The following is a 23,640-nucleotide window of genomic DNA, read 5'->3' on the forward strand; positions in this document are numbered from 1 at the left end:
ATTAGATATAGACTTTATAAAGTCTAGAACAGCTTCCCTTGAGCATAGAGAATTGTCGATATCCGCATAATGGCATGATCAAAGCAGGCCTGCCGCAGCGACTTGTTCGAACTAAAATAGAGGGGGTAAACCTTATTCATCGTCTTACCCATTTTACAGTGAAGCTGCTCGAATACTTCTGATTCGCTATAGTATTGAGTCTCGCGGCCCTGCAACCATTCGAAGTAGGATACGATTACTCCGCCAGCATTAGCCAGGATATCCGGAATGACCAAGGTTCCTTTGGCTGCCAATGTATCATCGGCCTCACCGGCGATCGGTGCATTTGCTCCTTCGACAATAATCGGTGATTTTACACGTTCGACATTGTCTACCCGGATCTGATCCTCCAAGGCAGCTAATATAAGTACATCCACATCCAGATATAGAACGGCTTCCCGATCCAGAATTTCAGCCCGGATGCCGGCTTCAACATTTTGCTCCTTGGTGAAAGGAAGATCTCCGCGATTGGCTGCTGCATATTTGGCGAGCGCCGGAACGTCCAGTCCATCCGGATTATACAGAGTTACATTGCGGTCGCTAACCGCAACGATGGTATTATTTATGTACTGACAATGATAAGCTTCGGTTGCCGTTACTGAACCTACATTGCCGAAGCCTTGTACAGCCAGAGTGATCGGCCGATTCTGGCAGCCAAGGGCAACTGCGGCCTGTTGAGTCTGGGACTGAGCCAGTTGTTGATGATTCTCCTGCAGGTAATCATGAAGCAAATACCGCAGGGTGAAGTAGACTCCTTTGCCGGTCGCTTCCTTGCGGCCCAGGGAGCCACCATTAAGCACGCTCTTGCCTGTAAAGCTGCCCAAATAGGGCTTCCCGTAATGAATGCTCTTATATTCGCTCATCATCCAGTCCATTTCCCGCGCGCTGGTACCAACGTCAGGAGCAGGGATATCCTTGTCCGGGCCGAGGATTTCGTTGAAATATTGAACGTATTTTGTGCAGATTTGATAGAGCTCCTTGGTGGAGTATTCTCTTGGATTGATGGCAACGCCGCCTTTGCCGCCGCCGAAGGGAACCTCATGCAGAGCGTTTTTCAACGTCATGAGAGCTGCGAGATTAATTACCTCGGCTTCGTTCACGGATTCATGGAAGCGGATGCCGCCTTTATAAGGCCCTAGTGTGTCATTATGCTGCATACGGAAAGCTGGGATACGTTCAATGACACCGTTCTCCCGGGCTATTCTAAGGTAAGATTTATGAATATGGTTAGGGGTTGATAGAATAGTGATAAGCGAGTGAATCGCTTTATCTCTTGCATCATCTTTAAGTTCAGGCAGGAAATTGGGATCATTCAGCAGGTTATGTAAGGATTTCTCAATGATGTCGGTTGTCTGTTTAGCCATAGCTTCGATCACCTCGAGGTTTATTTTGAAACGTTCTAAATAGGGGCTAACAGCGGTTCGAAAACAATGACACCTCCACTATAAGCAATTCTACTTTTTTATAAAATACTGTATATGGCTGGTATACCTCTAATCGACAAAATCGTCAATTGGATGTACCAATATTATACAATAAATTTTGAAATTTTTCCTATACGTCGAAAAAAAGCGGCAAGTGGTAAATAGGACATTGACACCCTGAAATTGTATAGTTACCGTGAATACTAAGGAATAGACTTTCTTCTAAGTATGGCGAGATTCCAGTCATAGCATGGGAATTAAGACTTTTGTAATCGCTAACATCGGCCTTTGCAGCTGAATTGATGAGGAATTACAGAATGAAATAGATCATGATGAAAGATCGTGAAGAGGAGGCAAAAATTAACCAATGGATAATAGCAATAAGGCTGTAAGAGGGACTTTGAAGTTGGCGCGAATCGGCGTATGGATGGATCAAGAGGGAATGAAGCGTAGGCAGCGCTATGGAGTGAATGTATTCCAAAGATACATTACCGAAATCATGACTCATTGCGGCTTCACGTACATAATACTGGATCATGCGGACCAGATTCAACGCGAAACAGTTGATATTGTTATCGTAGCTGTGGCTAGTGAGCATCAAACGGATCATGATATACTCTGGAGTTTTATGGAGGCAGGCGGGACTATTGTTTCTTTTGCCGGGATGACGGCGTTATCTTCCAGACTAGGGTATACGTCGATTAGAGAAATTCCAGTAGGTTACGCGGATTTGAAGACTCCATGGTATGCAGATGTTATGCTGCGAGGTTTCGATTATCGTCCTTGGATCCGAAAAGACGTAGTAGAGCCCGGCCCTGTAAGTAAAAGCTGCGGATCAATTCGCTATGGAAGTCCTGATGGCGTAGTCTGTGGTGAGGTTATCCAGAGCTTTCACGTTGGAGCAGGCCGCTTGGAGCGCTGGGTACTGGATATTCCGGCGACGATTGTTCGCCTGCAGCAGGGCAAATCACCGATTGTAACTGATGGCCTTCCGGCACCTGACGGTACCGGCGCTGTAGATGAATGGATTCTTAAGGCAGATGATGATGTACAGCAGGACTGGGAGTATGACCGGTTGATAACGAAGACAGGGATGAAGTATTTTGCCCATCCGTATGCGGATTTATGGAAGCAGGCATTTGCGGGACATTTGCTGCATGTTGCCGCTGAGCAGGGGCTTGTTCTGCCTTTTGTGGATTATTGGCCGGACGGGATTGAACAGATCGCCATGATCTCGCATGATAGCGACTTGAATATAGATGAATCGGCAGAGATCACTTTATCTCTGTTGCGGGAACATGATGTTCAGAGCACCTGGTGCATGATCGAGCCAGGCTATTCTCCGCACCTGCAGGAGCTAATCAAGGAGGAGGGCCATGAGCTTGCTTTGCACTACAATGCGTTACCTAAGGATAACGGATGCTGGGACAGGGATGAGTTCGGCGGACAGCATGAGTGGTTCAAAGGGATATCGGGCATGGAACATGCCGTATCCAATAAGAATCACTATACCTGCTTCGAGGGGTGGGGGGAATTGTTCGATTGGTGCGAGGAGCATCAGATTGCCGCGGATCAATCCCGAGGACCGAGCAAGAAGGGGAATATCGGCTTCCCGTTCGGCTCTTGTCATCCTTACTTCCCGATAGCCTGGTCGGACCAGGGGAACCGAATTTACAATGTGCTAGAGACCGCCTTTATGACTCAGGATCTGAATCATGATGCTCTGGCTGATATCAGTGTGCTCGCTCCGTTCCTGGATGGAGTAGGCAGAGTACGTGGAGTTGCTCATTTCTTATTTCATCCACTGCATATTTTGAAGCAACTGCCTGTTCGTGAAGCATTCCGTGAAGTTATCGTGGAGGCTAGGAAGCAAGGATTCGTCTTCTGGACTGGTCAGCAAATCAATGATTGGGTGAGATCCAAGCGTCAGATCACGATAGAAGGCCTACGGGAGAACGGCCTAGTCGAATACAGCAACCCAGCTCAAGCGAACCGGGCAGTTGTCTGGATTCCTCTGTTATCAGAAGAGAAGATCGACGATGAAGACGTTCATATTAAGTTTGGAATGCGTTGTAAGAAGCAGATATTGACTGTGTTTAATTCATAATTCCATGGTTAACAACATGTACCGTTACACTTGAATCGAATTCCACCTTTGCATAATCATCCGGCCAGTGCAGTCCTTTCCAGGTATTCGGATAATAAGCCTTGATACTCTGTCCGATTCCGAACCCGTCATGGTTGGCCTGCTGTATTTTTTGCGTTATGGCTTGAGCTCTTCTGGTCAGTTCCTCCCCTATCGTCTTATTTAACGGATTCACATATTTCTTTTCATTGAGATGATCTCTAGGGTATTCGGTAGCCGCTACTTTTAATTTTAAATCCAGCTTTACTTTAATTTTTCGGCCGTCCTGGACGTTTATTTTCAGCCTTCGTTTTAGGCTTTGGATGTCTATCGCGATATAGTTTTCCGGGCGCTGATTTTCCGCGTTCTCTACTTTGAGCGTCAGGTTCGCTTCTTTTGCTAATTTATCGGCCATCAGCAGATACAGCACCGAGTCCTCTGCGGATAATGTCCCTGTCATTTTATCGTTGTAAAATAAGGCTATCCCGGAAACGGTCGGACTCGTCTCGGTTTTGGTAATATAGGGAGCTGCAAAATCATTGCCTTGAGTCAGCATCGATGGACATGCCAGCTGCAGGTTAACATCCGGTACAACTGTTTTACGCTCCATGCTTTGAATTAGTTTGTTAAAATGCTCGCCAATGAGTTTTGTTCCCACCTTTTTGAGATTGATGGCCTCGCGTGCTGAACCTTCAACGACAGCAATCCTGGCATTCAAGGCGCTTGTAGGATCACGGTATAATACGTCCAGATACGGATATATGCCCTCTTTGGCCAAAGCCTCGCCGAGAAGAATGACACGGAGCTTGGAACTGGAGTATATGCCAGAAATCTCCCGGTCAAGAATATCCCGCAATTCCCTGGTCGTATTTCCCTTTCCCGAATGGACTTCGTTCAATTCCTTCTGGGTGGATTGCGAGCCGCTGACATCCATCACGGAGGAGGTATTTCGAAGCTTACCTTCCGGCTCCAGATCCAGGCCGCTAATATCTATGATTCTGACGTCTTTTAACAATTGCTGATCCCAACAGCCCGACAGAAGCATGGCCATTAAACAGGCTGCAAGCAAAATTCCTGTTGTTCTCAACTTGTTCCCCTCCTAGTCTCTGTGATCTTAAACAGAACGGAAATGATTAATAAGACCAATGGGGTCACGAATATCAACAAATAAACGGCGATGGCCAATATTTTCTCTATTGCATCGATTTGGAACGGATCCTTGATGACCAGCGCAATGATGAATACAACCGCTGCCGTATACGGCACGACCTTACGATGTTTGCCTTGTTGACGAAAAAGATGGGCAGCACCCCTGGAGGCCATAATAAAATACCCGATCGATGTAGTGGTTACCACAACCATCATTAGGGATAGAAAATAGAGGTCCGGCCGCTCGACCACACTGAAGGACAATGCCTTAACCATATACAGCAGAGGCTGGGGCAGAAGATCCAGCTCCGGCGGACTAAATACGATAAGACTTGTAAAGACGGCATAGGCATAAAACAAAGTAGTGAAGGTATTTGCCAGGGTTACTGCCTTTAGTTTCCCGGTACTGCCCCCCTCTACGAAGGGATAACAAATCAACAGAATCTCATATCCTGCTAATGAGTCCATAGTACCGAATGCGCCCTTTGTAATATTCCATAATCCTGCTTGTCCCACCGGTAACACATATAGAAAGTTAACATTGAAATACGCAAAGGCTATGATGATAATCACCAGGATATTGCAGGCAAACACCACATTAAAAAAACGGGAAACCGTTCGAAGGCTCTCTCGCCCTAAATATATGCATAAACTGGTCATCATGGCTATAAAAACCCATCTGGGAGTATCAATTAACACCCAATTTTGAATCGTTATGGCGAACCTTATAATGATGAAGCTTGTCACGAGTGTGAAGAAAGCGACATATATAAGCTGGACAAGTCTTCCTATAAACCTTCCTAATAGAGCTGGCAAAAAATCATACAGTGAATGTGAAGGGAATCGCTTGTTTAAGCACCAGATGATCACAATAAATAGTTGCGACATCAATCCGCCTAGAAGGACGGATATCCATGCATCTCCCTGGGCTATGGAATGTACCTTGGCAGGCAGCATTAATAGCCCGGCGCCGATTTGAGTCTGAGTGACCAAAAAGGCGAGCTGATGTGGTTTAATTTGTTGCTCCTTCTGATTGACCATCGCGCTTCTCTTCCTTTTCTGATTGGGGCTGCAGATTTGATTGTTGCGGAGCTGGATCCTGCGGGCGACGATTTAATTTGTGCTGCGGCATCCGAATAAAGGTATCCTTCCAATCTTTCCAACGGAATGGAGCAACAGGAGCGAAATAAGGCCTGCCGAACGACTCCAATAAACATAAATGGATCAGAATAATCATTAGGCTATAGACAATCCCGATAAATCCGAACAAAGCTGCGGCGATCATGACAGGAAATCGCAGTATTCGGACCGATCCGCTCATCTCGTGGGAAGGGACCACGAAAGAAGCAATCGCCGTTAAAGCGACGACAATGATCATCGCATTCGATACCAGACCGGCCTTGACCACCGCATCCCCGATGACGAGCCCGCCGACAATTCCGATCGTCTGTCCTACAGGCCCGGGAAGGCGCATACCAGCTTCGCGAAGCAACTCGATCGTCAGTTCCATGAACAACGCCTCAAGAATCGGCGGAAAGGGAATATGCTCAATGCTGCTCTTAATGGGAAGCAGCAAATCCTGCGGGATGACTTCGAAATGAAAAGAAACCACCGCGATGTAATAAGCAGGAAGAGCAACGGCTATGACGAAACTGAATACCCGGATGAAGCGGATGAATGACGCCTGTATTGAACGATAACCATAATCGTCTGGAGATTGATAGAAGGAGAAGAAGGTAACAGGCATAATTAGAGCTGTAGGACTGCCTTCTGCTAATAGCGCCACCCTGCCTTCCAGCAGATTTCCTATGACCCGATCCGGCCTTTCAGTATGCAGCAATTGAGGAAAGGGTGACAAGGAGCTCTCTTCGATATATTCCTCGACAAATTCCGCAGAAGTAATCGAATCCGCTTCAATACTCTGGATTCTGTGGTCGATTTCTTCGACGATCGCGGGATTGGCCAAATTCCGCAAATAGATAATGACCGCTTCAATTTTCGTTTCATTTCCAAGCTGATAGCGCCTCACAACCAGGTTCCTGTTTGCGATATGCTTACGGACGAGTTGTAAATTTATACTTACATTTTCCACGAATCCTTCGTGAGAGCCCTCCACAATCCGCTCATTGGCCGGTTCACTGACACTGCGAACATGGCTCGACTTCACCTCAATGACATAGCACTCTTTTAACTCCTCAATAAACAGTACTGCATTTCCGCTGACTAACAAGTCGATGGCTCTCTCAAGATCATTATGTTTGTTGGCTCGCATCGAAATCAGAAGGTCTTTCAAATCTGCGCCTTTATTTTCTGAGATCGGCTTTAATATTTCCTCACGGATTTTTTGCTGGTCACACATGGTGTACATAAAGAGAAATTGGCTCGTATGTCCCGGAATAGCTACAGTTTGACTGACTAAATCGTCCGTATGAAACAGCGCATCTCTTATATATTCGATATTCTCCTGTACGGTGGGAAATACCGGTTGCTGCATCATGGAAGGCCTTGAGGAATCAGGGTTATTCTTTTTCCGGCTTTTATTTAATATCTTTTTGATATAATGCATAACCTGACCTCCTTAATAGTGATGCTTCTTTGTAGACTTCCCCGAAATTGGATGAATATGCCTTGACTAATTCACATCAACATCAACATCATTTGGTTCTCCAATCGCATTCCAATATAAAACCCCCATCGGGAATTCGCCAATGGGGGTTTGTCAATTATGGGTCATTAATTACAATGAACCAGATTTTCTTGTGTGATCCGTGTACCTGCTTTACCTTCCAGCGCTAGATCGGCCTGATTTAGTGAACAGATGACCGCTGTTCCACCATTTTCGACAAAGCGAATCGCGGATTCCATTTTAGGGCCCATGCTTCCGGCACTAAATTGGCCTTCCGCGGCGTATTGCTGGGCTTCTAATAAGGAGATTGTTCCAAGTGACTTTTGCTGCGGCTTTCCATAGTTCACATATACGTTCTGAACATCCGTCAGAATCATAAATACGTCGGCATGGACGTCGCGGGCAAGCTGATATCCGCTGCGGTCCTTATCGATTACCGCTTCCACGCCTGACAGAGTTCCATCCGCTTGTCGGCATACGGGGATTCCTCCACCGCCCGCTGCAATAACAATGGCCCGACTGTCGGTCAGAGATTTGATAACATCTGCCCCGAGAATGGATTTGGGCTTTGGAGAGGGGACAACACGGCGCCAGCCACGGCCCGCATCCTCTTTCACGACCCATCCTTTCTCAGCTGCCAATCGATGAGCTTCATCCTCTTGGTAGAAGACGCCAATAGGTTTGACTGGATTAAGGAAGGCAGGATCGTCCATGGAGACTTCCGTCAGGGTGAGTATGCTAACTACTGCATTGTCCAGCCCATGCTTTTGCAGCGCGTTCTTCAGACTTTGATCCATCATATATCCGATGAAGCCCTGGGATTCTGCACTGCACACATCGAGCGGGAATGGTGGAACCACTTCCTTGGCTTCCTCTTGCTGACGCAATATATTGCCCACTTGTGGGCCGTTGCCGTGGGTAATAATCACTTCATAGCCCTGTTGTACAATTCGGGCGATAATCTCACAGCATTGACGTACATTCTCTAATTGATTCTCATAGGTAGCTTGCTGCTTGGGCTGAAGAATAGCGTTGCCGCCAAGCGCAATCACGACTTTCTGTGCCAAGTGGGATTCCTCCTTAGGATCAACATACCAATTAGTATGCCGAATGATGTATCCAGACCTGAGCTATGACCGACGCACAGAAGCTCTCGGGTCCGCTTCATTAGTTCCTCGCCATCTTCCAGGGCAAGGGGGTTCAATACATTGGATATTACGGAACTGAATTGTCCCTGCAGTGCATATTTCAGGTATTCCCGGCTAATATCTGTAGTCAGGGCTTCCTTCTCTACTAATGTAGATAAATGGAGACGGAAGTGATCTGTGAATACTCCTGTTATTGTGTCTACCGCGAGCATCCCCGCCAGCATGTCATCTCCAGCTGGAGTCAGCCCGTTGCCGCGACCCATCCAGTACCTGAGGATCTTATCAATTTGAGGCAAGCTTTCGCTCTGGGCTGCGTCCATGAGCTGTATAATCTTCTGTTCATGTTCTGACCAGAATGGTTCAGCTTCACTGATCAAGCGTTCAAGGAAATGGCTCACCAGAATACCTGTGCCAGTATGCTGATTATGAGTACATATTTCGGATGCAAATGCATTTAGACCAGACAATAAGGACAGTGCTTCAATGGGTCTCATCTTTGAGTCATAGGCCCGAAGAGGATCCAGCTTAATAGCAAATGAAGAGAAGAGGAGGGCAGAGACCTCTCTATCATAGAGGAATGTCTCTCCCATACTAAGTAGGGGAATGAGCTGAGGTAGCAGATCGTCCTCCAGATGGATGCCAAAGGGAAGCTCTCCGTTTTTCCTGCTGCCGATAAAGATCAGCCCGTTCCCACATCGAACATTCCAGCCATTTTTAAAAATGCTGTGTACATAGCCCGGCTCCTCAGATTGAAGGAGAGGAGGGACAGTCGAACTGTACGCCCCGCTCGCTTGTATGAGATGTTCCATTCTGCTCTCCTCCTAGTGTACTCCCTTAGATGAGCCCTAGCTTCTGGGCATAAGCCTCGAGTGCTTTCTCGAAGCAGGCCAGAGGTGCTCGTACGGTACCTGCCCCAATCTGACCTACCCCGGGCTCTTTGTGAGCGATTCCGGTATTAATTACCGGAGTAATCCCGGTCTCTACTACTTTCCTGGCATCAATCCCGAGACAAGTTCCCTGGAAGTTCCAAGTTGGAATCGCAAAGTTCGGGTTGCGATCGATACATATTTCCGTCATTTCATTACTGGTCGCCAGTGCATCATCAAATCCTCCGGCACCCACAAATCGGGTAACACCCGGTGCGGCTACCATGGCCATACCTCCAATGCCAAATGCTTCGGTAATGGCGCTGTCGCCGATATCCGGGTTAGCCATCTCTTGGGAGTAGCCTGTGAAGAATAAGCCTTGCGGTGTATTTACAGGCGCGGTGAACCATTCGTCGCCCATTCCGCTGATCCGGATGCCGAAGTTCTGGCCATTTCGGGACATCGCAGTGACTACGGTGCCATATTCAATCGTTCTAGCGGCATCAAGTACGGCTTTGGATGTGGCCATGGCGATATTCAGGAAGAACTGATCAGTATCAGCCAGGAATTCCACGACCGCCGATTTATCTTGTTCGGACAAATTCGTCCGCAGAATATAAGGAGTGATTTCCTTCAAAAATACGAGCGAAGCGGCAATATTCCTTTGATGGAATTCATCGCCCATCGTGATGGCCTTAGCGATCATCACATTGATGTTCAATCCATTGTCGGTAAGCGATAACGCCTTGGAGAGGGCAGGGGCAAGCACATCCCGCATCCATTTCAAGCGATTGATGACCTCATCAGAATAAGCACCGAAGCGCAATACTTTACCGATTCCTTCATTCATCGTACAGTAGGCGCGGTTGCTATCCGTGCGGTTCTCGACAACCAGCACTGGCATATTCGCGGAGGTGATTCCTCCCATAGGTCCTACAGCCTTCACGTGATGACACGGAATGAAGCTGATCTCCCCCTGCTTCAGAAGAGTCATAGCCTTCTCCTCATCTTCTGCCCAGCCTTCGAATAGACAGGCTCCGACACAGGCCCCTTGCATCGGGCCAGTCATATCTTCGAATTGAATCGGTGGGCCTGCATGCAGAAGCACTCGTCCATTCAGCTGCTCCACTACGGATTTAGCGGGAACTACGTCTACCAGGAAGGGCGCGCCAGCTACAATTTTTTGAATAACCGCCTGATTCGCTTCATCGATTGTTTTATAGGGTCCGTACATGCTGCATCCTCCTAATATTGTATTTCGAAATTTGTATTTGAACTTTATTTGAGAAGGCTCAATATTTTGCGCATTCTTTCATTACCGCCAGCGATTGGACGCCAATCGTATTGCACAGTTTGTCCACCGTAGCTATTTATCGTATTGGCGAATTTCTTAAGTCCGATATTGACGACTCTCGGTTTACTGCTGAGCAATTCAGTAATGGCTTCTGAAACCTGGAACTGGGCTGGCTTGGTTCCCTCTACTGGTAAGGACGTTTTGTTATTGTCCTGCAGCCAGATACCCATCATTGCCAGAGCGGTTCGGACTGCTCGATTGTTGCTGTCCTTCACGATAACCCCAGCTTGCTCCAGCTTGGATTTTTGCTCCTGATAATTCTGCGGGTCTTGCGCCGTTCCGCATACAGCCGCTACGAAATACAGATTCTTGCCTTTTGCCATGGCTTCGCTTCGTGTGCTCTCAATGACAGGGAGCAAGGCTCCGGCCATATCATCATGGGAGCCGTAACCCAGTACAATATCAAGAAGGATGATGGCCGTGGATTCATCCATGGCAGCCTGCTTAATATATTGAATTCTCGTCTCCGGGTCGATCATCGGATGTGGCTTGCCTTGGGTATACTTGTCGTCTCCCAAGTCGATAACTTCATGACCGTTTGCTCTCAGCAAGTAACCGTCGTCGTGAATAAGCTGCCCGAGATTCAAACCTTTGGATAGAAGGACAGCAGCTTCATAGGCGAGGGTACCGCCAGAGTAGAGCCCTTTAATTGAGGTTTGCTCCGGTTTGAATGCCACCTTCGGAATTTTTCCATTCGACATGTTGTAATTCATTAGGATCACTCTGTCTTTGGATAGATCCACGGCAATCATAGCTGTCTCCTCTAATGTAGAGGCATAGTATACATTGCCTTCATGAGCCGTCGGTTCTTCACCAACGAAGATAGCCACCGCTGGCTTTGACAGATGCTGCAGCAGCTGGACGACCTGATCCCGCACTTCTCTTGCCGGAGGTTTGGATATGACTACGATAACCTCGGTGGCTTTATGCTTCTCCAGGCCTTGAATCGCACTTAGCATTGTGATCGCGCCGATCGTATCCGACAGATCGCGTCCTCCGGTTCCAATCGCATGGCTGATGCCTCCACCCAAGCGGTCAATCAGGCTAGTGACTTCTTGAATACCTGTGCCAGAAGCACCAACAACGCCGATATTGCCTTCATTGATGACGTTGGCGAAGGCGATTGGAATATTGGAGATAATTCCGGTGCCACAGTCTGGTCCCATAACCAGAAGTCCCTTGTCACGGGCTTTCTGCTTGAGGCGCAGTTCGTCCTGGATATCCATATTGTCACTAAATATGAAGGCATGAAGGCCATGGTCTAAAGCTTTGTCCGCCTCCTCCGCAGCATATTGGCCTGGTACGGAGATCAAGGCAAGGTTAGCATTCGGCAATGCCTGCAGAGCTTTATCCCAAGTACGGACCGATTCGAAGGCCTGTTTGCTGCTGCTCACCGCCTGGTTTTTCAACTCTTCCTCGATAGTATTGAGTACTTCGGCTACTTTCTCCTCATGATCCGTACGGATTACAATACACATATCATTGGGTCCGGCGGATTCCAGTTCGTCCGTATACATGCCGGTATTGTGGAAGATTTCTTTGTTCGCCGGCGTGCCCATCATAATAGAAGCTTGGTCTACACCTTCCATTGCGGAAATCTTGTTCGTAAGAAGCATCAGGTTAACGGAATCTTGATAGGAATTCTCTTGAATGATGGAATATAACATGAAGCTGCGCACCTCTCTCGTTCAGATAGAGTTTTCATATTTCAGATTGCCATCTAGATCATTTGGCAAACGGATCCTTGTGGTCGTATTGATTGCGATGGACCGTATCGGATACTAGATATTCATAAATCTCATCAACAATCTCGATGCCATTTTGTTCGTACTCTTCTTGAATCAGATCATTATTCTGTCCCGGGAATAGAACTTGCTCGAAGCCCGGAGCCGGCTTAATCTGGTTCAATTCATCCATGGTCTGCGAAATATGCTGTCTAAATACAACAGGGTCTGTAAAAAATGCAGGATTGATGACGAGATGGAACTGTCCCAGATTGCGGTATTCGGTCAGATTATGGTACATCGATGACACCTTATTCCCGAAGGGAAGGCCTAGCAAAATACCTGACAGCACATCTACCATCATCATCAGCCCATATCCCTTAGGACCGGCGATGGGAAGCAAGGCATTCACTTTGAAGGGATCCGTCGTTGGATGTCCTTCCTTATCGACGGCCCACGAATCAGGAATCGATTCATTTCGGGATCTGGCGTGAAGAATTTTCCCCCACGCCTGCACGGTTGTGGCCATGTCCAAGGTAAGAAGACGATCATCATTGCTTGGAGCAGCGAATGCAATCGGGTTCGTCCCGTAATAGGGCTCTGAACCACCGAAGGGAACGACCATCGGATCGGATTGACATACGGAGATGCCAATCATTCCGGCTTTGGCCGCCTGCCTCACAAAATAGGACAGGGCACCGCTATGACCGATTCTCCGGACACCAACGGCTGCTATACCGCTGGTCTGTGCCATTTGGATCGCTTCATCCATCGCTTGCTTGGCAGCCACATGGCCTACCCCGTTGTCCCCGTCAAACACAGCTGTGCAGGGACCAGTAACTTCATATTTGAAATTGGGCGTTGTGTTTATTCCGCCTTTGGCGATTCGTTCCGCATAATATTCCACTCTCATGGCGCCATGGGAGTGAATTCCTCTCATATCAGCATGGACCAAGACGTCTGCTACTCCATCTGCATGTTCCTTGGAAAGACCGGCTTTATGCAGCTTCACAGCTATCAGTTGATTTAAATCGGATCGGCTTACTTTCATTTTCAACACCTCTGTTCAGTTAGGTTTTATACGATAGGTCATCTGCTATATGCGGCAAGTTTAGAGGTCTGCATCCCGGTTGCAGTCTTTGGAGTAGACATAAGCGAGCTTCTCCCGGCCAACGGCATAACAGGCTTGCTGTACATAAGGACCCATGAAGATATAGTCGCCTTTCTTGACGGGGATCCACTCATTGTCCAGATTGTATATACCTTCTCCAGAGAGCAGATAGGCTCCGTGTTCCTGTACATGCGTCTCGATGAATGGATGGCAAGCACCGGGATCGAAGGTCAGAATATGGAAGTTCATATCAAAAGCAAGCTCTTTTGGCAGCAAATCCTGGATCCGCATATCGGTCATGCCGTCATAATCAACTTCGGGAATATCGTTCGAGTTGCCAGCTACGACCCATGGCTTTAAATCTTTCAACGGTTTATGCTTCTGCTTGTACAGGAATAATCTGCTGTCGCCATCCTTCAGGTTCTCAAGGAACATCGTCGTTCCGGGAGGGCAATAAAGATAGCCACCGCTTGTCAGCGTATAAGTCTTGTCATCTGCGGAGGCTTTGACTTCACCTTCGAGTACATAGACGAAAGTCTCGATATGCTCTTGTCCGCCGAATCCGTCCTTGTTCACGCCTCCTTGATGCATGGTTACTAAATAATCAACAAAGCTTGCTCCAAGCTTCGGTGTAGCCAGAATGGATATAGAGCAGTTCTCAAAGCCGGGAACTACGTTATTGACAAGACCTTCCGGAGCAATTAAGGCGTATTTGCCATGTTTAATGATAGAGCGGCTAGATAATAGATCAGTTGGGTATCCCATTGAGATTCTCTCCTTTTGTGTATCGAGTATAATGTGATGAATTAGTGCTTGGTTTGCGCTTTCGTGCGTTTGATCATATTGGCCATGAACAGGAACACGGTTCCGACAATAATGATGGCGATAGCCAGGTAGAAGCCCAGGATCTTGCTTCCCGTAGCGTCGGAGATCACTCCCGTAACGAACGGAGCAATGACGGAGGACATCATACCGAAGAAGTTAAATACGCCAAATGTAGTGCTGTAGCCTTGCTTAGGTGCAAGATCTGCTACATAGGAGATCATGATCGGGTCCACCGCCAGCTTGCCGAAGAATCCGTACATAATCAGGAACAGGATTAGCAAATTATTGTTTTGAATAGCAACCGTCAGATATAGGGTTAATGCGGCAATGATCTGTAAAATAATGACGACCATAATCTTTTTGTTCTTGAATTTGTCGGACAGCTTGCTGAACAGTAGAGCGCCGGGGACAGATGCGAATGCGACCAGTGCTGAGGCGAAGCCTATAGCGGCGCCCTGGAAGCCTCTCTCCATTTGCAGGTAACTCGGCAGCCAGGTCACAATCATGTAATAGCCGTAACAGATGGCGAAGTAGATCACATAAGCTGAGATCATTCGAATGTCGCCAAATAGGGTCTTGAGTGTTGCCTTGTCTCCAGCATCTTTCTCCCTACTGGCATTCGCTGCAGGTTCCGGTTTTTTATCCTTAATGACCTTGCCGAATGCGATGGCGACGGCAATAATCAGGGCAGTTGTGACAAAGAGAAGTGGTCTCCAGTCCCAGCCCAGCCCTTTGACCAAATACGAGGAACCGATATATCCGATCGCCATACCCAGAGCTGAGCCACTGTTGATAATAGCTGTGGAGAAGCTCCGTTTCTCATCCGGTATAGAGGAAGAGGAGATCGAGTAAGCGGGTCCGTAATAGGTTCCTTGTCCAAGGCCAGCGAGGAAGCTACCGACAAGCAGGAACAACAGGGAAGGGGCAATTCCGACCGTGAAGGCCCCGAATGCGAAGATTAAGAAACCTGGGATCAGCATGATTTTTCTGCCGAATTTATCAGCCAGGAAGCCGGAAGGAATCTGCATTGAGGTATAGGCCAAGAAGAATAGACTGGAGATAAGACCCATGCTCGCATCGGATTCGATTCCGAGTTGCACTTTGATTTCAGGTAAGATGGGATTCAGCACAGTTCTGTAAATCCAGATGACAGTCCATCCAAGACAGAATAGGATAACAATCTTCTTCCAATACTCCATTCCGCCTTTTGGATTCGTTGAAGCTTGTTTGTTCATCTCTTGTATCCTCCTTAGTAGTGAAGGGCTCGGGATGCTGCTGCTTGCCTGAGTGGTGCTTTATTCCTCGTATGCCAGCGTATATAGGGTGCCGATCAGAGCTTTAACCCCCTCGGCCAAATCGTATGGATCGGTATATTCCGCCGGATTGTGGCTGATTCCATCCTTGCTCGGCACGAAGATCATCGCTGTCGGAGTCAGGCCCGCTAAGATTTGCGAGTCATGTCCCGCTCCGCTGTGCATCAGCTTGTAATTCAAGCCGATCTCCTTGCATTGCTGTTCAATGACTTCTACGATGCGTGTATCCATCGGTACAGGGTCCGCATCCATCCACATATCGATTTGGAGTCCTACGTTCATGTCCTTTGCAATCTGATTCAAAGCAGTGGTTATCTCTTCGGTGAATTGAACCAGCATGCTTTTCTCGGTATGGCGGATATCCAATGTGAATAGGGCATGTCCTGGAACGACGTTCACTACATTTGGTTTGACCTCGATTTTGCCAACTGTAGCTACTAACGGGTCTCCGTGCACACGGGCTCGATTTATTACGTCACAGATCATGGCGCTAGCTGCCTGAACCGCATCCTTGCGATAGCCCATCGGTGTGGTACCCGCATGATTGGCTTCGCCGGTCACTTCCACGGTGAATCTGCGCTGCCCAACAATGTTGTTCACAACCCCGACCGACTTCGCTTCCTTCTCCAGCACGCTGCCTTGCTCGATATGAATTTCTACAAACGCTTTCAAATCCTGGCGAATGGTTGCCGACTCATTGCGGAAATGAAAGCCGCAGTCTCTCATCGCGTCTACGAATGCAATACCGTCAAAATCGGAGATATTCTCTACCTCTTCGCGCCTTGCTGTTCCCACTATATTTTTGGAGCCCCAGAATGCATAAGGGAATCGGCTTCCTTCTTCCTCTGCCATTGATACGAGCTGCAGACTGCGCAGCGGCTGTCCGTGAGTCTCCTTCAAGTGCTTCAGAGCGAGCAGGCCAGCAACAATCCCGAATTGGCCGTCGTATAGGCCGCCATTGCGCACCGTATCCACGTGCGAGCCGGTCATGATCGTCTCATTTGGATACTTCGTTCCTTGCAGGCCTCCGAACAGGTTCCCCACTTCATCGAAGTGAACGTCGAAGCCTTCCGTATTCATCCAATGTTCCAGAGCTTTCTGGGCTTCTAACCACTCTTTGGTATAGAGCAGCCGGGTTACTCCCCCTTCAGGGTCATTACCGAAATATCCGAGCCATTCCAGCAGCTGCATGATATCTTTGCTTAATTCTGTCATGCCCATCGTTCCTTTCTAGTTGATGAAAAGTGCTTACTGAGCTTAAATCAGTGAAGATTAGTTCTTACATGAAAATTGTAAACGCTTCCTAAAATGAGATCATTAACAGAAGTGGATAAAAGTCCGACGGACGTTTTATCCACTTTGGGTAAAAAACAGGCATGCGCCTATATTGTTTTTTAGTTGAAACCTTCTTTTTTTAACAAATTTAGAATCTTCAGGCCAACTCTGGTTTCCAGCATTTCTTCGGGATCTTCGAAATCCATGTCAGTGATTTCCTTGATTCGTTCCAGCCTGTACATGACGGTCTTGTAATGGACGAACAGATCCTGGGCGGCTTTGGCCGCGTTTTGATTATGCTGCAGGAACACTTCGAGCGTATGAAGCAGGTCGTTCTTGATCGCATTTTTGCTCTCCATTAATTTGCCTAGTGGCGCGGGAATGAAGGAGGTGAGTAACGACGGGTCCGGGAATTGGCAGAGTAGCCGGAACAGGCCAAGCTCAGAGAAGGCAGTAACCGCTTCGTCGCCGAAGAGCATGGCCCCAAGTTCCAGGGCCTCCTGAGCCTCCTGATAGCTCCCCGAGATATCCATCGCCGTCTCCGCCACACTACCAATGCCGACCTGAACGATAATATCTGTCGTCTTCATGTGGACGGTTTCTTGAATCTTGTGTGCCTTTTTCTTGGTCGACATTAGCCAGTCCTTGCTCTTGGACTTCAGTGATTCCACCGGTAGAAGCAGGATAATCATATCGCTGCGACTGCGCATGATGCCGTCAAAGAAGGTGAAGCGAATCGCATCATGCAAATAAGTGAAGGCTTTGCTCTTCAGCATGCGTGACTTTTTGGGCTTTTCCATCTCTTTATCGCCTAGCGAGGAGAACTCTTCTTTTACATGAAATAACAGGACCGCATAAGAACGCTCCAGATCCCAACCAATCAGGTTAGCTCGATGATAGACTGTCTCCAACATTTGAGCTTTGCCGGCAAGCAGATCGTCGATGATATCGTTCTTGAATTCTCGCTCTACTTCCGCAACGGCGAACTGCTTAACCAATTCGAGGGACAAGGCTGTAGCTGCATTTTCTATCGCGATAAAATCGAGCTCTTCCAACGGCTTCAAGGCTTCAGTAACAACCAGATGCACCTTGATGCGATTCACGGTTCGGATCGGAACGACGACCTGATCGACCGTCTTGACTGCCGGCTCTAATATTTGCGTCTTTCTCCAGAAATAAGGGAATTTAGTCTCGAAGATCTTCTCTCTCTCGGTATCGGCCTCTTCGTTCTCTATAGGAACCGCGGAGAGAGAATCGGAGATCATGCAGGCGAAATTACGATCATAGAGAGCAACGGGATTGCCGATCAACGATTGCAGTGTCGCAATGATAGGCTCCAGCCCTGCATCGGTTAAGGATAGGGTCGTGAAGCGATCATGCACATCCTTGAAATATTTAAGCTTCATGACCTGGGTATTGAATAGTTCTTCCATTACCGGATAGAGGACATCGACATAAGGAATGCTCTCAGGAATTTGAATAATGGGCAGGGCGGTCTTTTCACCCGTCTTTACGATGACATCGGGAATATTTTTGACAAAGCGGTGATTCTTGATCATTAGAGCACTGACTCCCTTGTCAGCCAAGCGCTGTATGAATACACGCTGCTCTTCCTCTGTATAATTGAGAATCGGATAGAGGCTGGTCAGCAGCATTTCTCCACCCTTCAACCAGTCGGCAATGTCGGGGGCCTCCATAATCGTGATGCCTCGGATTACATTGGACAGACCGGCTTTGCCTCCAAGGACCTGGGCATTATGCAATCCTTTCATTCTCAATATATGCTCGACTCTAAATTCCATATTCACGTCTCCTTCTGAAGCGAATTATGTAAAATTAGTTATCTTGAATTTAAAGCATTAAATAATCCCCATCTTAGTGGAAAGACGGGGATCTAATCTGGGGATCATATAGCTTAAGTTGTGATGTTCGTATCGGGGTGTGCATCGTTAGGATGACTCTAACTCATCATTCTAACTCCCTAATTTTCGACACATATGCTTTGATATCCTGCCCCGATAGACAGGCTGTTGAACAGGACTAATAAAGCCAGTAATATAAAAGATACGAATCCGGAGGTTTTTCGGTTGGTTAACCATAATATTATGGTATTCCTAGCAGGAAGGGGAAAAAGAGTGAAAACGGTTTGCTACAAAGCAGTTGGAGATGTGCATTTATTAGGAGACTTCTATAGTACCGGCCAAGCAAATTCACCTGTTGTCGTCTATATTCACGGAGGCGGCTTCATCTTTGGATCAAGGGGAGAGATTCCAAGGGATCAGATAGAGGGGTATAATACGGCCGGATTTCACGTATTCTCCATGGACTATCGGCTAGCGCCCGAGACGAGGCTCACGGCTATTGCTGAGGATATTCTTGATGCCATTCACTGGCTGCAGAGCGATGCTTCTGCAGAGCTTGGAATTGAGCCATCCTCCATCGGTGTAGTGGGCCATTCGGCAGGCGGATACCTGGCGCTTCTGGCTGGAGCAAGGGAACCGAAGCTGAGGGCTGTTGTTTCCTTCTATGGCTATGGGGATATCCGGGCAGCCTGGGCCACTGGGGCAAGCTCGCATTATCTGCAGAAGCCAATTGTTCCCCGTAAGCTGGCTGATCAATTGATCGCAGGGGAAGTACTTACGGAAGCTTCTGTTCAGCAAAGATTCGGTCTTTATTTATATTGCCGTCAACAAGGTACCTGGGTTCAAGAGGTTACAGGGTTGGACCCTGAATGGGATCAATCCGAACTGCAGGCACTCTGTCCGGTGGAAGCTGTAACTGCGCAATATCCGCCAACGCTGCTATTGCATGGGGAACAGGACAATGATGTGCCTTATACGCAATCGGTTCAGATGGCAGAGCGTTTGGAACAGGTGGGAGTCGCCCATACTCTGATTACATTGCCTGGTGAGGATCATTTATTTGATTTGCAGAAGGACAAGGAGAGTGTCCGGCATGTATTTGCTCAGGAACTAGACTTCCTACGAGACCACCTACTGTGAAGCTTTTTATGAGGTTATTGTGGAGGCGAAGAAGCAAGGACTTGCATTTTTGGACCGATCCAACAAATTAAAGCTACAACTTAAGAGTCTTGAAGTGTGGCTGAAATTGTATTCTAAAAAAACAGGAGGAAAACTTCAAAAAGGTTTTCCACCTGTTTTAATTAAACATTTTATGACCAACATCCGATAACAGGGAAGTCCCTAGTTGCTCACGATCACCTCGATCGGCTCTGATGAGACGGTAACACCATCAAGCGTAATTGTAGCTGTAATATGGGTTGTTCCAGCTTGTTTGGCCGTGATCACTCCTTTGTTGTCTATATCGGCAACAGAGGCTTCGCTGCTTGAATAAACTATAATTGCTCCATCCAAATCAAGAGTGGTTCGATTCTGCTCAAGCAAGCCTTTAACGGTTAGTGAAGTCTGATCGCCTACTTTCATCTCAGAAGATGCCAGGGAGACCTCAACTCCTATAAGTTTGAGTAAAAGATCTGGAATTGAGTATTTATATAGATTTGGTGTCTCCGGATTAGTGAACATATAGAAGCTTCCGAAATCATCCTGAGCAAGCTTGCGAACACCAGTGGCCAGTATGGTGACTTCCTTCGTGGCTGCATCAATCTTGAAGAAGTTGCCATCGACAGTGGCATACATATTGCCATCGGTTCCTGTCTCCATCGACCCGTCAATCCACCGTCCTGCTGCACTTGGGAAAAAGTTATTGTTATATATCACTTGACGGGAATTAGTATCGAAGATGAACAAAGCCCCGTTTGAAAGTCCCCAAATATTCCCGTCCGGTCCAATATGAAGAGATGTAATCGCTTGTTTGCCGCTAACTGGAACGGTCTCGAATATTTTCTTCTTATTGTTTACATCCCAAATAAACAGCTTAGCTTCAGTTGTCGTCGGCGTGCTTCCTTGCCCTCCGTAAATAGATGTTCCTCCATAGAGCAGCCCGTCCTTATAAGCCAGGGAGAGAATACTTTGATTCGGTAGTAGATTGACATAAGTCTCTGGCGTTCCGCCGGTTTCGATGTCATATATGGTCAATGAACCGCCTAGCATTCCATTCTTCGGTACGGTGCCAACAAATAGTTTGTTCAGATCCTCTGCACCAGCAAGCCCAAATGGCCTATCTTGATTGATGTCACCAAGTCCGAACAATTTAATCGGGTTAAGTGCGTTGGAGTTCGTACGATTCCATGGCTTTGACAGATCATATTCATAAATTGAAGCGCCAGGATATAGGCCAAGATATAGTTTGTTATGAATGGTTGTCATTCCTTCTCCTTGGCCAATTCCATCGTAATAGATACTCTCGCCGGAGGAAGGAGTATAAACACCAAGGTTGCCTTGGAGATAGCCCGCCGTATAGATCTTGCCATCCGGTCCTTTTATAATTTCATGGATATTAACCGGCTCTGCAGGGACTTGAACATCTGTAGTCTTTATTGCACCTGTCTCTAAATTGTACTTGAACATCTTTCCAGAGTTGCCTGATAACCCAACTAGGCTATAGCCAGGGAAGCCGGGTTCTCCCAGTTGAACATATCCATAAGCAATTGCTGCGCCTTCGATAGATGCACCAGTTGTACGATAACTATTCGTGTCTAAATCATATTCGTACAACTCACCACCGACAGCAGCGTAATAGACTTTATTAGCGATTGGTGACACGGGCGATACGCCGCGAGAAAAGTTGATGAAGGTTGTCGATTTCTCACCTGTATCCGCATTCGTAACTTCGACCAGTTTGCCGCTATGAATATCAATGACGAAGGCCTCATTTGCATTATTTGCTTCTTTACGTGCGAATAATCGTCCATCGGCAATGTTCAGATCGTAGACGGATACGATATTGTCGAATCCTTCAGGGAGCAGGTCTCGTTTTGAGCCTGTTGCCAGATCATATTCTAACAGTCGCGGAACGTTGCCTACTCCCGCATAGATCTTATGCGACTCTTCGTCGTACACTGTAACCCGCGTCCAGCGTTCGCCACTAGTATTTTTAGACATCGTCCCATAGTTGGTAAACTTATTTGTTGCTGAATCATAGGAGTACAGGCTAGCGGTTGGATAAGTGCTACCATACATAATTCCATTCTTGCCGGCCGCCATAGGGTATAATACGGCATCCTTAGTGTCCAAAGGGTGGCCTAAATTGATAAGTTGATCTGTCGAAGGAATATACCGGTACAGTAGACCTAAATTATAGGCGCCCATATAGACGGATCCGTCATTAGACATCGTAACCGCCCACGCACCAGAGGTGTCCGGCATGGGAAGACTCTTAATCACTTGTTCAGTCTTAATATCAATGATCGTAAAAATGGAAGGCGCACCTGCCACAACGGTATAGATCACTTGCCGATTATTTTGATCCAGGCCAATAGCGCCACGCATTAAGGTAGCTTTACGTATTTGGGGACCAAGATTCTCACCTACAAGAGTGATGGAGTCTTTCGGTTGTGATGGTTCAGAAGCGTGATTCCCGCGAAGCAGTTCTACGTCATCTATGAAATAGGAATAATTCTTAGTATTACTTCCTGCGAATAAGATAGCTGCAAACTGTGCGCCCTCAGGAACGACGGTTGTTACATACTGACTGAACCAAGTGTCTGTAGGAGAAGAAGCAATCTTCCAATCTTGCTTACCTATATAAGCGCGATTTGCATTGAAATAGCGTACATACATATCAGAAGTGCCATTCTCAATAAAAGTACGAGCAATAGCCGTATAGGTTGCTCCTGCCTCAACAGGGATAAGGTCACTAATGACATTTATAAATTGACCGGGGGTGTCTGTAATGTGAAGACTTCTCTCACCGCTATTCTTGCGAGCAGTAGATATTTCGAATGAATTTGCATCACCAGGTTTAGTCTTGCTCCAACCAGGAATCAAGCCTCCACTTACAGGCTGTTCCATGTTGCCGTTTGTTATTTGCTTCACTATATTTACCTCATCAATATAGAATTTGAAGGAATTTCTCGATCCCGTAATTAGAGAAACTTTCAGTTTTACTCCTCCGGGCTGGACAGTGAATGCTTGGTCATGGTACTTCCATGCTTCATGTCCTGAAGTGGCATCCAGATATGCATGGTAATTGTTCCCTTCAGCACTCTTAACGATCTTGCCATCCTTATCAAGTACATAGACGTACAATCCTTGCATAGATCCTTGCTCCAGGTATACTTGAGCAGATAATATGTAGGTCGCATTTGCTTCAACGTCGATTGGTTCAGATTCTATGTGGATAGCGCTTTGCCCCTGATCCTTGACTAGTTCCGCTTTTAAGCTATAGTCTCCGATAAATGCTTGGTCTGTGCTGACTCTTGGTGTACCCGATTTGATAGTCCAGTTAGGGATGATGCCGTTAACAGTGCCTTGTTCAAAACTTCCATTAGCAATGTTATAGACAGGGGGGAGAGAGGCTAAGTCGAGCCCTGGATGAGTATCAGGATTTTCAACAGCAGAATACACAGAGTTCGTTACTGTGGAAACTTCGGCGTGCGCGTGGGCAATCAGAACATCAGGATGAGTAAGCGCTATCAAAATACAACAAAGGGAAATAATACAAGCTGTTCTTCGGAATCTCGATAACATGAACATACCTCCTTATAATCGCGACAAATTTTAATACGTGTATATTACATGTA

The 23,640-nt window shown here is 47.1% G+C and carries 16 protein-coding genes; 2 read left to right on the forward strand and 14 right to left on the reverse strand.

Annotated features, from left to right (window positions below; translation table 11 throughout):
* Nucleotides 1-23: 23 nt before the first annotated feature.
* On the reverse strand, nucleotides 24-1,403 hold the full coding sequence (locus EI981_RS02190) for a Glu/Leu/Phe/Val family dehydrogenase (protein WP_126995032.1): 1,380 nt from the start codon (nucleotides 1,401-1,403) through the stop codon (nucleotides 24-26).
* Between the two features lie 427 nt (nucleotides 1,404-1,830).
* Here EI981_RS02190 and EI981_RS02195 point away from each other — a divergent pair, with 427 nt between their 5' ends.
* Nucleotides 1,831-3,570 (forward strand): polysaccharide deacetylase family protein, encoded by a 1,740-nt coding sequence (locus EI981_RS02195; protein ID WP_126995034.1) that lies wholly within the window; start codon nucleotides 1,831-1,833, stop codon nucleotides 3,568-3,570.
* Here EI981_RS02195 and EI981_RS02200 read toward each other — a convergent pair.
* The 12 genes from EI981_RS02200 to EI981_RS02255 all read right to left on the reverse strand — a co-directional run bounded on the left by EI981_RS02200 (nucleotide 3,560) and on the right by EI981_RS02255 (nucleotide 18,781).
* Nucleotides 3,560-4,675 (reverse strand): Ger(x)C family spore germination protein, encoded by a 1,116-nt coding sequence (locus tag EI981_RS02200; RefSeq protein WP_126995036.1) that lies wholly within the window; start codon nucleotides 4,673-4,675, stop codon nucleotides 3,560-3,562. The genes EI981_RS02195 and EI981_RS02200 overlap by 11 nt on opposite strands.
* Nucleotides 4,672-5,778: a GerAB/ArcD/ProY family transporter gene (locus tag EI981_RS02205; protein ID WP_126995038.1), complete on the reverse strand. Its 1,107-nt coding sequence runs from the start codon at nucleotides 5,776-5,778 to the stop codon at nucleotides 4,672-4,674. Before EI981_RS02205 ends, EI981_RS02200 begins: the two co-directional genes overlap by 4 nt.
* The gene (locus EI981_RS02210) at nucleotides 5,750-7,303 is read right to left on the reverse strand and encodes a spore germination protein (protein WP_227011654.1); all 1,554 of its coding nucleotides are present in this window, start codon (nucleotides 7,301-7,303) and stop codon (nucleotides 5,750-5,752) included. The genes EI981_RS02205 and EI981_RS02210 overlap by 29 nt, the downstream gene beginning before the upstream one ends.
* Nucleotides 7,304-7,470: 167 nt before the next feature.
* Nucleotides 7,471-8,430, reverse strand: a complete 960-nt coding sequence (arcC, locus tag EI981_RS02215) for a carbamate kinase (protein ID WP_126995040.1) — start codon at nucleotides 8,428-8,430, stop codon at nucleotides 7,471-7,473.
* A complete protein-coding gene (locus tag EI981_RS02220; protein WP_126995042.1) occupies nucleotides 8,412-9,320 on the reverse strand; it encodes an oxamate carbamoyltransferase subunit AllH family protein in 909 nt (302 codons plus the stop codon). The genes arcC and EI981_RS02220 overlap by 19 nt, the downstream gene beginning before the upstream one ends.
* A gap of 25 nt (nucleotides 9,321-9,345) precedes the next feature.
* The gene (locus EI981_RS02225) at nucleotides 9,346-10,611 is read right to left on the reverse strand and encodes a YlbE family protein (RefSeq protein WP_126995044.1); all 1,266 of its coding nucleotides are present in this window, start codon (nucleotides 10,609-10,611) and stop codon (nucleotides 9,346-9,348) included.
* A gap of 44 nt (nucleotides 10,612-10,655) precedes the next feature.
* Nucleotides 10,656-12,398, reverse strand: a complete 1,743-nt coding sequence (gene fdrA, locus EI981_RS02230; RefSeq protein WP_126995046.1) for an acyl-CoA synthetase FdrA — start codon at nucleotides 12,396-12,398, stop codon at nucleotides 10,656-10,658.
* A gap of 58 nt (nucleotides 12,399-12,456) precedes the next feature.
* On the reverse strand, nucleotides 12,457-13,506 hold the full coding sequence (allD, locus tag EI981_RS02235) for an ureidoglycolate dehydrogenase (RefSeq protein ID WP_126995048.1): 1,050 nt from the start codon (nucleotides 13,504-13,506) through the stop codon (nucleotides 12,457-12,459).
* Nucleotides 13,507-13,566: 60 nt separating this feature from the next.
* Nucleotides 13,567-14,331 carry a (S)-ureidoglycine aminohydrolase gene (allE, locus tag EI981_RS02240; RefSeq protein WP_193556422.1) on the reverse strand — a complete coding sequence of 255 codons (765 nt, stop codon included), beginning with the start codon at nucleotides 14,329-14,331 and terminating at the stop codon, nucleotides 13,567-13,569.
* 41 nt (nucleotides 14,332-14,372) lie between these two features.
* Nucleotides 14,373-15,626: an MFS transporter gene (locus tag EI981_RS02245; RefSeq protein WP_126995052.1), complete on the reverse strand. Its 1,254-nt coding sequence runs from the start codon at nucleotides 15,624-15,626 to the stop codon at nucleotides 14,373-14,375.
* A gap of 60 nt (nucleotides 15,627-15,686) precedes the next feature.
* Nucleotides 15,687-16,919, reverse strand: coding sequence for an allantoate deiminase (gene allC / locus EI981_RS02250; protein WP_126995054.1), 1,233 nt, complete (start codon nucleotides 16,917-16,919; stop codon nucleotides 15,687-15,689).
* Nucleotides 16,920-17,098: 179 nt separating this feature from the next.
* Nucleotides 17,099-18,781 carry a PucR family transcriptional regulator gene (locus tag EI981_RS02255; protein ID WP_193556423.1) on the reverse strand — a complete coding sequence of 561 codons (1,683 nt, stop codon included), beginning with the start codon at nucleotides 18,779-18,781 and terminating at the stop codon, nucleotides 17,099-17,101.
* A gap of 333 nt (nucleotides 18,782-19,114) precedes the next feature.
* Here EI981_RS02255 and EI981_RS02260 point away from each other — a divergent pair, with 333 nt between their 5' ends.
* A complete protein-coding gene (locus tag EI981_RS02260) occupies nucleotides 19,115-19,981 on the forward strand; it encodes an alpha/beta hydrolase (protein WP_126995056.1) in 867 nt (288 codons plus the stop codon).
* Between the two features lie 201 nt (nucleotides 19,982-20,182).
* Here the strand turns inward: EI981_RS02260 and EI981_RS02265 are convergent, their stop codons facing one another.
* Nucleotides 20,183-23,587 (reverse strand): carbohydrate binding domain-containing protein, encoded by a 3,405-nt coding sequence (locus EI981_RS02265; RefSeq protein WP_162616061.1) that lies wholly within the window; start codon nucleotides 23,585-23,587, stop codon nucleotides 20,183-20,185.
* Nucleotides 23,588-23,640: the final 53 nt, after the last annotated feature.

It is taken from the genome of Paenibacillus lutimineralis (assembly GCF_003991425.1).
Lineage (GTDB): Bacteria > Bacillota > Bacilli > Paenibacillales > Paenibacillaceae > Fontibacillus > Fontibacillus lutimineralis.